14 protein-coding genes and 2 tRNA genes are annotated in these 14060 nt (G+C 58.1%); 1 reads left to right on the top strand and 15 read right to left on the bottom strand.

The annotated features are described in order from the left end of the window. Nucleotides 1–196: 196 nt before the first annotated feature. The 14 genes from rpsO to rlmE form a co-directional block, all read right to left on the bottom strand. Nucleotides 197–466, bottom strand: coding sequence for a 30S ribosomal protein S15 (gene rpsO / locus V8J63_RS12790; protein ID WP_016771751.1), 270 nt, complete (start codon nucleotides 464–466; stop codon nucleotides 197–199). Between the two features lie 143 nt (nucleotides 467–609). Continuing rightward, nucleotides 610–1527 carry a tRNA pseudouridine(55) synthase TruB gene (gene truB, locus V8J63_RS12785; protein ID WP_024011571.1) on the bottom strand — a complete coding sequence of 306 codons (918 nt, stop codon included), beginning with the start codon at nucleotides 1525–1527 and terminating at the stop codon, nucleotides 610–612. Between the two features lie 4 nt (nucleotides 1528–1531). Further along, on the bottom strand, nucleotides 1532–1933 hold the full coding sequence (gene rbfA / locus V8J63_RS12780) for a 30S ribosome-binding factor RbfA (protein WP_016771753.1): 402 nt from the start codon (nucleotides 1931–1933) through the stop codon (nucleotides 1532–1534). Nucleotides 1934–2092: 159 nt separating this feature from the next. Next, a complete protein-coding gene (gene infB / locus V8J63_RS12775) occupies nucleotides 2093–4621 on the bottom strand; it encodes a translation initiation factor IF-2 (protein ID WP_024011570.1) in 2529 nt (842 codons plus the stop codon). Nucleotides 4622–4648: 27 nt separating this feature from the next. Further along, complete coding sequence (gene nusA / locus V8J63_RS12770) at nucleotides 4649–6130, bottom strand: transcription termination factor NusA (RefSeq protein ID WP_024011569.1); 1482 nt, start codon at nucleotides 6128–6130, stop codon at nucleotides 4649–4651. Nucleotides 6131–6177: 47 nt separating this feature from the next. Continuing rightward, on the bottom strand, nucleotides 6178–6636 hold the full coding sequence (gene rimP / locus V8J63_RS12765) for a ribosome maturation factor RimP (RefSeq protein ID WP_125927170.1): 459 nt from the start codon (nucleotides 6634–6636) through the stop codon (nucleotides 6178–6180). Between the two features lie 139 nt (nucleotides 6637–6775). After that, nucleotides 6776–6852, bottom strand: a tRNA-Met gene (locus V8J63_RS12760). Nucleotides 6853–6949: 97 nt separating this feature from the next. Beyond that, a tRNA-Leu gene (locus V8J63_RS12755) sits at nucleotides 6950–7035 on the bottom strand. 22 nt (nucleotides 7036–7057) lie between these two features. After that, nucleotides 7058–7441 (bottom strand): preprotein translocase subunit SecG, encoded by a 384-nt coding sequence (gene secG, locus V8J63_RS12750; protein WP_016771756.1) that lies wholly within the window; start codon nucleotides 7439–7441, stop codon nucleotides 7058–7060. A 4-nt stretch (nucleotides 7442–7445) separates the two neighbouring features. Continuing rightward, complete coding sequence (gene tpiA / locus V8J63_RS12745) at nucleotides 7446–8201, bottom strand: triose-phosphate isomerase (protein ID WP_056782873.1); 756 nt, start codon at nucleotides 8199–8201, stop codon at nucleotides 7446–7448. Between the two features lie 65 nt (nucleotides 8202–8266). Further along, nucleotides 8267–9604, bottom strand: a complete 1338-nt coding sequence (glmM, locus tag V8J63_RS12740) for a phosphoglucosamine mutase (protein ID WP_130887754.1) — start codon at nucleotides 9602–9604, stop codon at nucleotides 8267–8269. Nucleotides 9605–9620: 16 nt separating this feature from the next. Next, the gene (folP, locus tag V8J63_RS12735; RefSeq protein WP_206421067.1) at nucleotides 9621–10472 is read right to left on the bottom strand and encodes a dihydropteroate synthase; all 852 of its coding nucleotides are present in this window, start codon (nucleotides 10470–10472) and stop codon (nucleotides 9621–9623) included. Between the two features lie 8 nt (nucleotides 10473–10480). Beyond that, nucleotides 10481–12388, bottom strand: a complete 1908-nt coding sequence (ftsH, locus tag V8J63_RS12730; RefSeq protein ID WP_016771759.1) for an ATP-dependent zinc metalloprotease FtsH — start codon at nucleotides 12386–12388, stop codon at nucleotides 10481–10483. 202 nt (nucleotides 12389–12590) lie between these two features. Continuing rightward, nucleotides 12591–13220: a 23S rRNA (uridine(2552)-2'-O)-methyltransferase RlmE gene (gene rlmE, locus V8J63_RS12725; protein WP_016771760.1), complete on the bottom strand. Its 630-nt coding sequence runs from the start codon at nucleotides 13218–13220 to the stop codon at nucleotides 12591–12593. A 101-nt stretch (nucleotides 13221–13321) separates the two neighbouring features. Here rlmE and V8J63_RS12720 point away from each other — a divergent pair, with 101 nt between their 5' ends. Next, on the top strand, nucleotides 13322–13630 hold the full coding sequence (locus tag V8J63_RS12720) for a YhbY family RNA-binding protein (protein ID WP_016771761.1): 309 nt from the start codon (nucleotides 13322–13324) through the stop codon (nucleotides 13628–13630). Between the two features lie 9 nt (nucleotides 13631–13639). On the opposite strand, the gene V8J63_RS12715 is transcribed toward V8J63_RS12720, so the two are convergent. After that, on the bottom strand, nucleotides 13640–14044 hold the full coding sequence (locus V8J63_RS12715; protein ID WP_016771762.1) for a hypothetical protein: 405 nt from the start codon (nucleotides 14042–14044) through the stop codon (nucleotides 13640–13642). Nucleotides 14045–14060 lie beyond the last annotated feature (16 nt).

Below are 14060 nucleotides of genomic sequence, written 5' to 3'. Positions count from 1 at the left end.
ACCTTCTTTGTGGCTCTTGGGGGAAACGGTTTCTTGCGAATTCTTGGGCAATCTCGGGAATCGGCCCGATGGCACTTGTCCGGGTGCTACAGGTAAAGCCATGCTGCAGATAAAACTTGAGGCTGGGAGCCTGCAAGACGCCAGCGGAAAACCGCTGACGCCCGACAGACCACCAACCTCATAGCGCAATCGCTGATTAGCGACGCAGACCCAGGCGAGCGATCAGCGCGGCGTACCGGCTTACGTCCTTGCCTTTCAGGTAGTCCAGCAGCTTGCGACGCTGGTTAACCATGCGGATCAGACCACGACGGGAGTGGTGATCTTTACCGTTGGCCTTGAAGTGACCTTGCAGTTTGTTGATGTTGGCGGTCAGCAGTGCAACCTGCACTTCTGGCGAACCAGTGTCACCAACAGCTTGCTGGTAGTCCGCAACGATTTGAGCTTTTTCTTGAACGTCGAGAGCCATGAGGCAATCCTTCCTTATCAGGAAACTGTTTCAGGGAAACAGCTTCAACAGGCCAGGGACAAATCCCTGTATCTATAAATGAGTAGTGACCATGCCTGTTAACAGCCACACTCGCCGGCCCGCTTAACGCAGACCGGTTCCGGTCATTCTGACCGAATCAAGCGACGCGGCGCGATACGCCCGTCTTCGCTCACTTCACCGATACCGATGAAACGACCATTGTGATCCTGTACCCGCACCATGCCGAACTTCGGCGCATCCGGGGCACGTACCGGCTGGCCGTTGAGCCAGTAGAACGCGCTCGCTTCCGAGAAGTGCAGCAACGGCCAATCCTGCAGGCCGCTGTCCGATGGCATCAGGAAGCGATCGACCGCTTCGTTGCCGCCTTCGGCATGTACCGCTTCCAGCTCTTCGAGAGTAACAGTCTGCGCCAGGGTGAAAGGCCCGGCCTGGGTCCGTCGCAATTCTGCGACGTACGCACCACAACCGAGTTGCTCACCGATATCCTCCACCAGGGTCCGAATATAGGTGCCCTTGCTGCAGTCCACCGCAAGCCGCGCAGTATCGCCTTCGAAGGCCAGCAATTCCAAGCGCGCAATAGTAACAGAACGCGGTTCGCGCTCCACTACTTCGCCTGCACGTGCCAGTTTGTACAGCGGCTGGCCATCACGCTTGAGTGCCGAGTACATCGGCGGTATCTGACTGATTTGCCCACGAAATTTCGGCAGAACCGCTTCGACATCGGCGCGACCAACGGTCACCGGACGCTCCTGCAAAACCTCCCCTTCGGCATCGGCCGTGGTGGTGGTCTTGCCCAGTTGCGCCAGGGTCTCGTAGCCCTTGTCGGAATCGAGCAGGTATTGCGAGAACTTGGTCGCCTCGCCGAAGCACAGCGGCAACACGCCGGTGGCCAACGGGTCGAGGCTGCCGGTGTGCCCGGCCTTCTCGGCATTGAGCAGCCAGCGCACCTTCTGCAAGGCAGCGTTGGAGGTGAACCCCAATGGCTTGTCGAGCAGGATGATGCCGCTGACGTTACGACGGATACGTTTGACCTGAGCCACCGAATTACTCCTTGGTGTCTTCAGGTGCTGGAGCGGCAACGTGCTGATTGTCTTCAGCCACGGCGCGCTCGATCAATGCCGACAGGTGCGCGCCACGCACGACGGATTCGTCGTAGTGGAAGTGCAATTGCGGCACGCTGCGCAGCTTCATTTCGCGGGCCAATTGCATGCGCAGGAAGCCTGCGGCGGCGTTGAGCACCTTGATGCTTTGCGCTATGTCTTCAGCGTTGTCCTGCCCCATCACGGTGATGAAAATCTTCGCGTGACCGACGTCACGGGACACTTCCACAGCAGTGATGGTGACCAGGCCGACGCGCGGATCTTTGACTTCGCGACGGATCAGTTGCGCCAGCTCGCGCTGCATCTGATCGCCGATACGTTGGGTACGGCTGTATTCTTTTGCCATGATTTGTTACCTGTTACTGCCCAGCGGTGAAACCCGCAAGGTCTGAAAGCGGCAAACGCCCGGCCTGACAAAAGCCAGACCGGGCGTTGCGTTTAGAGTCCGGACGCTGTGCCGTGCATTTGCATGCTACGGCCCATCGTGGCCCTTGAAGTGCGCGAGTCAGAGGCTGCGAGCAACCTGAACCTTCTCGAAGACTTCGATCTTGTCGCCGACTTTGACGTCGTTGTAGCTCTTCACGCCGATACCGCATTCCATGCCGGCACGCACTTCGGAAGCGTCATCCTTGAAGCGGCGCAGGGATTCCAGCTCGCCTTCGAAGATAACGATGTCTTCACGCAGTACACGGATCGGACGGTTACGGTGCACGACACCTTCGATCACCATGCAACCGGCGATCGCGCCAAACTTCGGCGAACGGAACACGTCACGCACTTCGGCCACACCCAGGATGTTCTCGCGAACATCGCTGCCGAGCATGCCGGTCAGGGCTTTCTTGACGTCTTCGATGATGTCGTAGATCACGTTGTAGTAACGCATATCCAGACCTTCCTGCTCGACGATCTTGCGAGCGCCGGCATCGGCACGCACGTTGAAGCCGAACAGTACAGCGTTGGAAGCCAGTGCCAGGTTGGCGTCGGATTCGGTGATACCACCGACACCGCCACCCACGACGCGCACTTGTACTTCGTCGTTGCCCAGGCCATTCAAGGCACCGTTCAACGCTTCCAGCGAACCACGGACGTCGGATTTGAGGACGATGTTGAGCGTCTTCTTCTCGGCCTGACCCATGTTTTCGAAGATGTTTTCCAGCTTGCCGGCGTGAGCGCGAGCCAGTTTGACTTCGCGGAACTTGCCTTGACGAAACAGAGCCACTTCACGGGCTTTCTTCTCGTCGGCAACCACGCTCATCTCGTCGCCAGCGTCCGGGGTACCGTCCAGGCCGAGGATCTCGACAGGGATGGATGGACCGGCTTCCTTGATTGGCTTGCCGTTCTCGTCGAGCATGGCACGTACACGGCCGTAGTTCGAACCGACCAGGACCATGTCGCCTTGACGCAGCGTACCGTCCTGAACCAGCACGGTTGCCACTGGGCCACGACCCTTGTCGAGACGCGATTCAACCACCACACCACGGCCAGGAGCCGACGGAGTAGCTTTCAGTTCGAGAACTTCGGCCTGCAGCAGAACGGCTTCAAGCAGCTCGTCCACGCCAGTACCCATCTTCGCCGAAACCGGAACGAATGGTGTGTCGCCACCCCAGTCTTCGGAAGTCACGCCGTGAACCGACAGCTCGCTGCGGATGCGATCGAGATCGGCGCCCGGCTTGTCGATCTTGTTCACTGCTACCACCAGCGGCACGCCAGCTGCCTGCGCATGCTGAACCGCTTCGATGGTTTGCGGCATCACACCGTCGTCCGCTGCAACCACGAGGATCACGATGTCGGTCGCCTTGGCACCACGGGCACGCATTGCGGTAAACGCAGCGTGACCCGGGGTATCGAGGAAAGTGACCATGCCGCGATCAGTCTCAACGTGGTATGCACCGATGTGCTGGGTGATACCGCCGGCTTCGCCAGCAGCTACCTTGGCACGACGGATGTAGTCGAGCAGGGAAGTCTTACCGTGGTCAACGTGGCCCATTACGGTCACGACTGGTGCACGGGAGAACGACTCACCTTCAAACTTCAGGGACTCGGCCAGGGAATCTTCCAGAGCGGTGTCGCTGACCAGGGTCACTTTGTGGCCCAGTTCTTCGGCTACCAGTTGAGCAGTTTCCTGATCAAGCACCTGGTTGATGGTCGCTGGAGTACCCAGTTTGAACATGAACTTGATGATTTCAGCCGCTTTGACCGACATCTGGTTGGCCAGATCGCCAACCGTGATGGTCTCGCCGATCTGCACGTCACGCACGACAGGGCCGGTCGGGCTCTGGAAACCGTGGGCGTTGCGCTTCTTCAGCTTGGCCTTGCCGCGACCACCACGACGGAAGCCATCGCTTTCTTCGTCGGTAGTGCGTGGCGCCACACGTGGCGCCGGGGCTTTTTCTTTGACCGATGCGCGATGCGGAGCGTTTTTGCGCTCGCCATCACCACCACCGCTGCGACGATTGTTGTCGTCGGCGCGTGGTTTGTCCGGACGGCGCTGTTCGTTCTGCTTGTTGCGAACGTCAGCCGATGGCGCAGGAGCAGCAGCCACCGGTGCGCTTTCGCGAACAGGTTCGGCAGCGGCAGCCGGCGCCGCAACGGCGTCGCTGGCAGCGGTTTGCGCAGCAGCAGGCTGGCGACGCGCTTCTTCTTCGGCGCGTTGCTTGGCTTCTTCTTCAGCCTTCTGACGGGCAGCATTTTCTACTGCGCGACGCTCATCCAGTTCACGCTTGCGCTCGGCTTCGATTTCTTCCGGGCTGCGCTGTACGAAAACTTTCTTCTTGCGAACTTCAACGCTGATGCTCTTGCTACCAGCCACACGCAGGGTGCTGGTGGTTTTACGCTGCAGCGTGATCTTGCGTGGTTCTTCCACTTTCGCCTTGTGACTGCTCTTCAAGTGAGTCAGCAGGGATTGCTTCTCACTGTCAGTCACATTTTCGTCGGCGGCGGTGTGCGGCAGACCTGCCTCACGCATCTGCTGCAACAGGCGCTCTACCGGTGTTTTGACCTCATCGGCCAGTTGTTTCACCGTGACTTGCGTCATGCACTTCTCTCCTCAGGCCGCGCCTAATTACTCGAACCAGTGGGCTCGGGCGGCCATGATCAACTTGCCGGCACGATCATCGTCAATGCCGTCGATGTCGAGCAGGTCGTCAATAGACTGCTCGGCCAGGTCTTCGCGGGTAATTACGCCGCGCACCGCCAGTTCCATCGCCAAATCCTTGTCCATACCCTCAAGCGAGAGCAGGTCTTCGGCCGGATGGGCGTCTGCCAGCTTTTCCTCAGTAGCGATGGCTTTGGTCAACAAGCGATCCTTGGCGCGAGCACGAAGCTCGTTGACGATGTCCTCGTCAAAGCCGTCGATGTTGAGCATTTCCTCCACCGGTACGTAGGCAATCTCTTCCAGGCTGGTGAAGCCTTCATCTACCAGCACCTGAGCCAGTTCTTCGTCGACTTCCAGTTCGTCGATGAAGTTGCGCAGGATGTCGCCGGTTTCTGCTTGCTGCTTAGCCTGGATGTCCGATTCGGTCATCACGTTCAGGGTCCAGCCAGTCAACTGGCTGGCCAGACGCACGTTCTGACCACCGCGACCGATGGCCTGAGCCAGATTGTCTGCGCCAACGGCGATGTCCATGGCATGGGCATCTTCGTCAACGATAATTGCCGCAACCTCGGCCGGGGACATGGCGTTGATGACGAACTGGGCCGGGTTGTCGTCCCACAGCACGATATCAACACGCTCACCGCCCAACTCACCCGATACCGCCTGGACGCGCGAACCGCGCATACCGATGCAGGCACCTTGTGGGTCGATGCGCTTGTCCTTGGAGCGGACGGCGATCTTGGCTCGCGAACCCGGATCACGGGAGGCGGCCATGACCTCGATGAGGCCTTCGGCGATTTCCGGCACTTCGATACGGAACAGCTCGATCAGCATTTCCGGCGCGGTACGCGACAGGATCAGCTGCGGGCCGCGGTTCTCGGTGCGGATTTCCTTGAGCAGCGCACGCAGACGCACGCCGACACGGAAGGTTTCGCGAGAAATGATGTCTTCACGGGCCAGCAACGCTTCAGCATTGTTGCCCAGATCGACGATCACGTTGTCGCGGGTGACTTTTTTCACGGTGCCGGAGATGATTTCTCCCAGGCGCTCGCGATAGGCGTCGACCACTTGAGCGCGCTCGGCTTCGCGAACTTTCTGCACGATGACCTGCTTGGCAGTCTGTGCAGCGATGCGGCCGAATTCGATGGATTCGATTTTCTCTTCGACGACGTCACCGACCTTGGCACCAGGATGCGTTTCGGCAACCTTGCTTGGCCAGGTCTCGATGGCCGGATCGTCGAGATCATTCTCTTCGACGACCGTCCAGCGACGGAAGGTTTCGTAGGAACCGGTGTGGCGGTTGATTTCCACACGCAGGTCCACTTCGTCTTCAAAACGCTTTTTGGTAGCAGTGGCCAGAGCCAGCTCCAGCGCTTCAAAAATTACGCTTGCCGGTACACCCTTTTCATTGGATACCGACTCAACAACCAGCAGTACTTCTTTGCTCATCGTACGCCTCGCCTTTCGCAAGCCATTGGATCCGCGGGATCCGCGTCTCAGTCAAAACTGGGAATAATGTTGGCCTTGTCGATCATATCGATCGGCAACAGGAACTCGTGGTCTTCTACCTGCACCACGACGTCCTGCTCTTCTACACCGCGCAGAAGGCCCTGAAAATTGCGTCGACCTTCGAAAGGCGAGCGCAGCTTGATCTTCACTTGTTCACCGGCAAATTGGGCAAACTGCTCAAGAGTGAACAGCGGGCGCTCCATGCCAGGCGAGGAAACTTCAAGGGTGTATTCAACGGAGATAGGATCTTCAACATCCAGAACACCGCTGATCTGACGGCTGACAATGGCGCAATCGTCCACCAGCACGCCACCCTCTTTATCGATATAAACGCGCAACATCGAGTGACGACCCTGAGCCGAAAACTCGATACCCCAGCATTCATAGCCCAGGGCCACGACCACCGGGGCCAGCAAGGCCTGCAACTCTTCTAGCTTGCTCGACACCTGAACCCCCTAGTGCATGATATGTGCATGCTTTGCAAAATAAAAAAATGGGCATAACGCCCATCCTTGAAACGCCGTCGAACAGCGGCGTTGAAAGTATCCAGCTAACAAAAAGCCCCTTAAAAGGGGCTCCTTAAACTGGTTGCGGGGGCCGGATTTGAACCGACGACCTTCGGGTTATGAGCCCGACGAGCTACCAGACTGCTCCACCCCGCGACAAAGCTGGGGCGGAAGTATACGACCGATCCCTTTTAGGGTCAATGTAACCTTCCACCTGCAAGAAAGCCCGCAACAGCGGGCTCTCCTGACTAATTGGTACCGAGAAGGGGACTCGAACCCCTACACCCTATGGGCACAACCACCTCAAGGTTGCGTGTCTACCAATTCCACCACCTCGGCGATACTACGCTTGGAACTCTTCTTACTTCTGCTCTTGAGCTGGAGGCACGTCAGTCGCTGGAGTAGCCGACTTTTGCTCTTGAAGCACCGGGACATCATCAGAAGCCGGTTGTTGCTTAGGTACTTCCAACACTGCTGGATCTGGAAGACCTGCTTGAGTCAGCTGATGAGCTTTCTCTTTAGCAAAGTAACCTAACCCCAAGCTGGTTATGAAGAAACCGGCGGCAAGTATAGCAGTAAACTTACTAAGAAAGGTAGAGGAACCTTGGCTTCCGAACACAGTATTTGAAGCACCTGCTCCGAAAGACGCGCCAGCGTCCGCACCCTTACCCTGCTGCAGCAAAACCAGAGCAACTACGCCCAATGCACCCAGCAGATGAAAAACGACTACGACTGTTTCCAGCATTTTTTCAGTTTCCCGCGGCGCGACAGATCGCACCGAACTCATCTGCATTCAGGGAAGCTCCACCAATGAGCCCCCCATCGATATCCGGCATGCCGAACAGTTCGACCGCATTGGCCGCCTTCACGCTGCCGCCGTATAGAAGCCGCACACCTCGTGCGACTTCAGAATTCTCTGCCGCCAACTGCTCGCGAATGGCTTTATGCACATCCTGAGCCTGTTGCGGCGTTGCAGTCAGCCCAGTACCAATGGCCCAGACCGGCTCGTATGCAATCACTGCCTTGGCAAAGGCACCAACACCCAGCTCCTCGATGATGCTGCCCAGCTGACGCCCGACAACTTCAAGAGTTTTTCCGGCTTCGCGCTGCTCGAGGGTTTCCCCTACACACAACACCGGAGTCAAGCCACATGCCTGTGCCGCTGCGAACTTGCGATTCAGCATCCCGTCTCGCTCGCCCATAATCTGGCGGCGTTCGGAGTGCCCGACAAGCACCAGGGAACAACCTGCATCCACCAGTTGGCTGGGAGCAATCTCACCAGTCAACGCACCTTGCATGGCTTCCACCGCAGAATTCTGCGCGCCGACCGAAATCGACTTGCCTTTCAAGCCATCAATCACTTGATTGATATACAAGCAAGGCGGGAACACCGCGACATCAACACCGCTTGGCAAGGCCAGATGACGAAGGCCGTTGATCAGCTCAGCGACGCTGGCGCGGGTACCGTGCATCTTCCAGTTACCAGCTACCATAGGGCGACGCATGCTGTACCTCGTCGGTCAAAGTGGGCGCAGATGTTACCCAACACAATCATGGCTTGCAAGCCGTATCAGGCAGAAACTTCGGTTACCAGTTTTGCCAGCTCTTCGGCATAGCCGCGAACCTGGTTTTCGTCCTCGCCTTCGACCATTACGCGCACCAGAGGCTCTGTGCCGGACTTGCGCAGAAGCACGCGACCGCGCCCCGCCATCGCCTGAGTGACACGGGCACTGGCTTCCTTGACAGCCGGATGCTCCAGCGGGCTTTCACCGCCGCCAAAGCGAACGTTGATCAGCACCTGAGGGCACTTGCGCAAAGCCTGCCGCGTTTGCGCCAAACCTTCGTTGCGGGATTTCAGAGCCATCAACACCTGCAGAGCCGCGATGATCGCATCGCCCGTGGTGGTGTGGTTGAAGCAGACCACATGCCCGGAGTTTTCCCCGCCAACGAGCCAGTTGCGCTCTTGCAGCTCGGCAATCACGTAGCGGTCACCGACATTGGCGCGAACGAACGGGATCGACAGATCCGCCAAGGCCAGCTCGAGACCAAGATTGCTCATCAATGTACCGACGACGCCACCCTGCAACTTGCCACGCTCATGCAGATCGCGAGCAATGATGAACAGCAGGTCGTCACCATCAACGATGGTGCCGGTGTGATCGACCATCAATACCCGATCACCATCACCATCGAAGGCGATACCCAGGTCCGCATGTTCAGCCAGAACGGCGGCCTGCAACGGCCCCATATGCGTGGAACCGCAGTTATCGTTGATGTTCAGCCCGTTCGGCTGAGCAGACAGCACGACGACTTCGGCACCCAGCTCACGGAAGACGCTCGGTGCAACCTTATAAGTGGCACCGTGCGCACAATCGATGACGATTTTCAGACCGGCGAAACTGGTCCCGGTAGGCACACTGCTTTTGCAGAACTCGATGTAGCGACCCGATGCGTCATTGATTCGCGAGACTTTGCCGATCTTGCTCGACTCGACGACGGTCATCGGCGTATCGAGCAACTCTTCGATCATCAATTCCAATTCATCCGGCAGCTTGGTGCCTTTGCCGGAGAAGAACTTGATGCCGTTGTCATCATGCGGGTTGTGCGATGCACTGATCACGATCCCGGCCTCTGCCTGGAAAGTGCGCGACAGATAGGCGATGGCAGGTGTCGGCATCGGGCCGAGCAGCATCACATCGGCACCCGCCGAGGTCAGGCCCGCCTCCAGTGCCGATTCGAACATATAGCCGGAGATCCGCGTGTCCTTGCCGACCAGCACCTTGCAGGCACCCATCTTGCGGAAAGCCATGCCAGCCGCCCAGCCGAGCTTGAGCATGAAGTCAGGTGTGATCGGGTATTCACCTACGCGACCGCGAATGCCGTCGGTACCAAAATATTTCTTGCTCATAAGTGCTCCATCATTCTTATTCGGCTGATTCTACGGCCGCGATCATTCGCACTACATCGACAGTTTCCGGCACATCGTGGACACGCAATATCCGCGCGCCCTTGACCGACGCCAGCGCTGCCAGCGCCAGGCCGCCATGCAGACGTTCGCCCACGGGACGATTCAAAGCGTGGCCAATCATACTCTTGCGCGAAACACCTACCAGCAAAGGTCGACCCAGCGCATGCAGGGCCTCCATGTGCTTGAACAAGCTTAGATTGTGCTGCAGGGTTTTGGCGAAGCCGAAGCCGGGATCGAGAATGATCCGCTCGGCAGGAATGCCCGCCTGCGCGCACTGGTCCATGCGTTCGGCGAGAAACTCACCGACCTCGCGAGTGACATCCTGATACCGCGGATTGTCCTGCATATCCCCCGGTTCGCCGAGCATATGCATGAGACAGACCGGCAACCCTGTCGCCGCCGCCGCATCCAGCGCACCATCGCGACGCAACGAACGCACATCATTGATCAGGCCGGCACCGAGCCGTGCGGTTTCGCGCATGACTGCCGGGGTGGAAGTATCGACCGAGATGATCACATCCAGCTCGCGATTGATCAGCTCGACAATCGGCGCGACGCGCTCAAGTTCCTCCAGAGGAGAGACCGCTCGCGCACCCGGCCGGGTCGATTCGCCGCCGACATCGATCAGCGTCGCGCCAGCCAACACCATCGCTTCGGCGTGGCGCAAAGCCGCATCGAGCTGGCTATAGCGACCACCATCGGAGAAAGAATCAGGAGTGACATTGAGAATGCCCATGACATGCGTCTGGGCCAAATCAAGAACCCGGTTGCCGCAAGGCAACCGGGTTAGGGACTGTACAGAAGTCATTTCAAGCCTTAAACGTCAGCAGCCGGACCGCCAATCGGTTTTTCCGGACGCTCGTCCTGCACGACAGGCGGCGGAGGCGTACCGGTGCCACCCGACCAGTCGCGAGGTTCGCGAGGTGTGCGGCCGGCCATGATGTCGTCAATCTGCTCGGCATCGATGGTTTCGTACTTCATCAGCGCATCAGCCATGGCATCCAGTTTGTCACGGTTATCCGTGAGGATCTGCTTGGCCGTGCCGTAGCACTGATCGATGATGCTGCGCACTTCGGAGTCGATCAGCTTGGCGGTCTCACCGGAGAAGCTGGCAGCCTGGCCGCCACCGCCGCGACCGAGGAACACTTCGCCCTCTTCTTCGGCATACATCAGCGGACCGAGTTTTTCCGACAGGCCCCATTTCGTCACCATGTTCCGGGCAATCTGACTTGCACGCATGATGTCGTTGGACGCACCGGTGGTTACACCGTCAAAGCCCAGGGTCATTTCTTCTGCGATACGGCCACCGTACAACGAGCAGATCTGGCTGATCAGCGCACGTTTGGACAGGCTGTAACGATCTTCTTCCGGGAGGAACATGGTCACACCCAGCGCACGACCGCGCGGGATGATCGACACCTTGTAGACCGGATCATGCTCAGGCACGACGCGACCAACGATGGCGTGGCCGGCTTCGTGGTAAGCAGTATTCTGCTTTTCTTTCTCGGACATGACCATGGATTTGCGCTCGGCGCCCATCATGATCTTGTCTTTCGCCAGTTCGAACTCTTTCATCTCGACGATGCGTTTGCCGCTACGAGCAGCGAACAACGACGCTTCGTTGACCAGGTTGGCCAGGTCAGCACCCGAGAAGCCAGGAGTACCACGTGCGATCACTGCCGGAGCAACGTCGTCGCCCATTGGCACTTTACGCATGTGCACTTTCAGAATCTGCTCGCGACCACGAATATCCGGCAAGCCGACGACCACCTGACGGTCGAAACGGCCCGGACGCAGCAGCGCAGGGTCGAGTACGTCCGGACGGTTGGTCGCAGCAATAACAATGATGCCGTCATTCATTTCAAAGCCGTCCATCTCTACCAGCAACTGGTTGAGAGTCTGCTCACGCTCGTCATGACCGCCACCCATGCCGGCGCCACGATGGCGACCTACGGCATCGATTTCGTCGATGAAGATGATGCAAGGGGCGTGCTTCTTGGCCTGCTCGAACATGTCGCGGACGCGGCTCGCGCCGACACCGACGAACATTTCGACAAAGTCGGAACCGGAAATGGTGAAGAACGGCACTTTCGCTTCGCCGGCAATCGCCTTGGCCAGCAAGGTTTTACCGGTACCCGGCGGGCCGACCATCAGCACGCCGCGCGGGATACGCCCGCCCAGACGCTGGAATTTGCCCGGATCACGCAGGAACTCGACCAGCTCGCCGACTTCTTCCTTGGCTTCGTCGCAACCGGCAACGTCAGCCAAAGTGGTTTTCACCTGATCTTCGGAGAGCAGGCGTGCCTTGCTCTTGCCGAAGCTCATCGGCCCGCCCTTGCCACCGGCGCCGCCCTGCATCTGGCGCATGAAGAACATGAACACCGCGATGATCACCAGGATCGGGAAGCTGGCCACCAGGAGCTGAGTCCAGATGCTTTGCTGTTCAGGCTGCTTGCCTTCAACCACAACATGATTGTCGACCAGATCGCCGATCAGGCCATTATCCTGAATTGCCGGACGAATGGTCTTGAAGCTGTCGCCATCGGTGCGCTTGCCGGTAATCACATAGCCGTCAACGGCTACGCGCTCGACCTTGCCATCCTTGACCTGCTGGATGAAGTCGGAATAGTTGAGGGTCTGCGGCTCGTTAGGGCTGGAGAAGTTGTTCATCACCGTCACCAGGACTGCCGCGATGATCAACCACAGGATCAGATTCTTTGCCATATCGTTCAATTAACTACCCTCTGAAGCAAGCTCCGCTACTGGCGCGCGCTTCGCATGATATTCACCGGCCTAACTTACTACATTACCTACAACTCTGGCAGGCGCCGTCTGTAACCCTTTGTGAAACACTTTCTACACAATATTCGCTTATGCCCGCAGAGCGAAATATGAAAAACCTATCGCCCCGCCGAAAAACCTTGTTTTACGCATCACCGCCGCGATAACCCCAGGCCAGCATGTACTGCTCACGGGAGCTGCCACGGGAAGAGTCTGGCTTGATCATCTGGATCTTGTCGAATTTCTTCCGAGCATCCTTCAGATAAACGTCAAACCCTTCGCCCTGAAAAATCTTGATGACGAAATTGCCACCGGGCTTGAGGATCCGTTCCGCCAGGTCCAGCGCCAGCTCACAGAGGAACATGGCCTTGGGCATGTCCACTTCGGGCGTACCACTCATATTGGGGGCCATATCGGAAATCACAAGGTCCACCTGCGAATTACCCACGGCCTCCAGGATTTCAGCGAGCACCGAGTCCTCCGTGAAGTCGCCCTGGATAAAATGCACGTCCGGAATGCTGTCCATTTCCAGGATGTCCGAAGCGATCAGACGACCCTGACCGCCGATCAACCGACTGGTCACCTGGGACCAGCCACCCGGCGCCGCGCCGAGGTCGACCACGCTCATGCCCGGACGGATGAGTTTGTATTTTTCCTGGATCTCCAGAAGTTTGTAACTTGCACGCGAGCGGTAGCCATCCTTCTGCGCCTGCTTCACATAAGGATCGTTGACATGTCTTTTCAGCCAACCAAGGCTTGTCTTGGAACGCGCCATTGGGCACCTCGATGATTAGGGTCGTGATTAGTTGGGCGGATCCACGAACCCTCGGGTAAAATGGCCGCCATTTTACAGAATCCAGACGAAAGGGTCAGATTATGCCGCTCACTCCAGAGCAGAAGAAACAGTACAAATCCATCGGCCACCACCTCAAACCAGTGTTGACGGTAGCGGACAACGGTTTGACTGAAGGTGTTTTAGCCGAACTTGAACGCGCCTTGGCCGATCACGAGCTGATCAAGATCAAGCTCAATATCCTCGATCGCGAGTCGCGCCTGGCGCACATCGCCGAACTGTGCAAGGTCGGCAAAGCGGACCTGGTTCAGGTGATCGGCAAGATGGCTCTGGTCTACCGCAAGAACTTCAGCGCCAACAAGCAGCTGTCGAACGTTCATCGCTTCAAGTGATGTGCAGGGTCAAGGGTGTGCTTCGCGCACCCTGCCACTCCATCCCGGCACCGGCTGCATGACCAGCACCAGCCCGGAAAATCCCAGCACCAGATAACTGAATACCTGCCAGCGCTGCGCATCCGGCCAGCCGACACGCACAGCGACATACATCGCGCACGCGTACAACGCCATCAACAGCACCTGCCCGCGAAAATCCCGCCATAGACTGCCAAGGCCCTCGGCCTGTACCAGCACCAAAGCCTGAAAGATCACGCACAGAGCGGCGAACCCCACCACCAGCACTTCGAATGCACTGGCCACTTCGTCGATCAACAGCGGCGCCAGGCCGATCTGGCCCAACGCCGGCTGCAAACCGATATGAATCAACCATAGGCCACCGACCCAAAGCATCTGGGTCAGTTGCCAAAGCATGGCGCCCGCATGCAGC

Source organism: Pseudomonas sp. CCNWLW23 (assembly GCF_037095675.1).
Classification (GTDB): Bacteria; Pseudomonadota; Gammaproteobacteria; order Pseudomonadales; family Pseudomonadaceae; genus Aquipseudomonas; species Aquipseudomonas atacamensis.
Note: the sequence above shows the minus strand (reverse complement) of the source record. Positions and strands in the feature narration are given on the sequence as shown.

Excerpts from the sequence above, each read along its gene's own strand:
- rlmE (WP_016771760.1), bottom strand. The coding sequence starts at position 13,220 with ATGGCGCGTTCCAAGACAAGCCTTGGTTGGCTGAAAAGACATGTCAAC.
- infB (WP_024011570.1), bottom strand. The coding sequence starts at position 4,621 with ATGACGCAAGTCACGGTGAAACAACTGGCCGATGAGGTCAAAACACCG.
- folP (WP_206421067.1), bottom strand. The coding sequence starts at position 10,472 with ATGACTTCTGTACAGTCCCTAACCCGGTTGCCTTGCGGCAACCGGGTT.
- tpiA (WP_056782873.1), bottom strand. The coding sequence starts at position 8,201 with ATGCGTCGCCCTATGGTAGCTGGTAACTGGAAGATGCACGGTACCCGC.
- nusA (WP_024011569.1), bottom strand. The coding sequence starts at position 6,130 with ATGAGCAAAGAAGTACTGCTGGTTGTTGAGTCGGTATCCAATGAAAAG.
- V8J63_RS12715 (WP_016771762.1), bottom strand. The coding sequence starts at position 14,044 with ATGCTTTGGCAACTGACCCAGATGCTTTGGGTCGGTGGCCTATGGTTG.
- rbfA (WP_016771753.1), bottom strand. The coding sequence starts at position 1,933 with ATGGCAAAAGAATACAGCCGTACCCAACGTATCGGCGATCAGATGCAG.
- glmM (WP_130887754.1), bottom strand. The coding sequence starts at position 9,604 with ATGAGCAAGAAATATTTTGGTACCGACGGCATTCGCGGTCGCGTAGGT.
- V8J63_RS12720 (WP_016771761.1), top strand. The coding sequence starts at position 13,322 with ATGCCGCTCACTCCAGAGCAGAAGAAACAGTACAAATCCATCGGCCAC.
- rpsO (WP_016771751.1), bottom strand. The coding sequence starts at position 466 with ATGGCTCTCGACGTTCAAGAAAAAGCTCAAATCGTTGCGGACTACCAG.
- secG (WP_016771756.1), bottom strand. The coding sequence starts at position 7,441 with ATGCTGGAAACAGTCGTAGTCGTTTTTCATCTGCTGGGTGCATTGGGC.
- ftsH (WP_016771759.1), bottom strand. The coding sequence starts at position 12,388 with ATGGCAAAGAATCTGATCCTGTGGTTGATCATCGCGGCAGTCCTGGTG.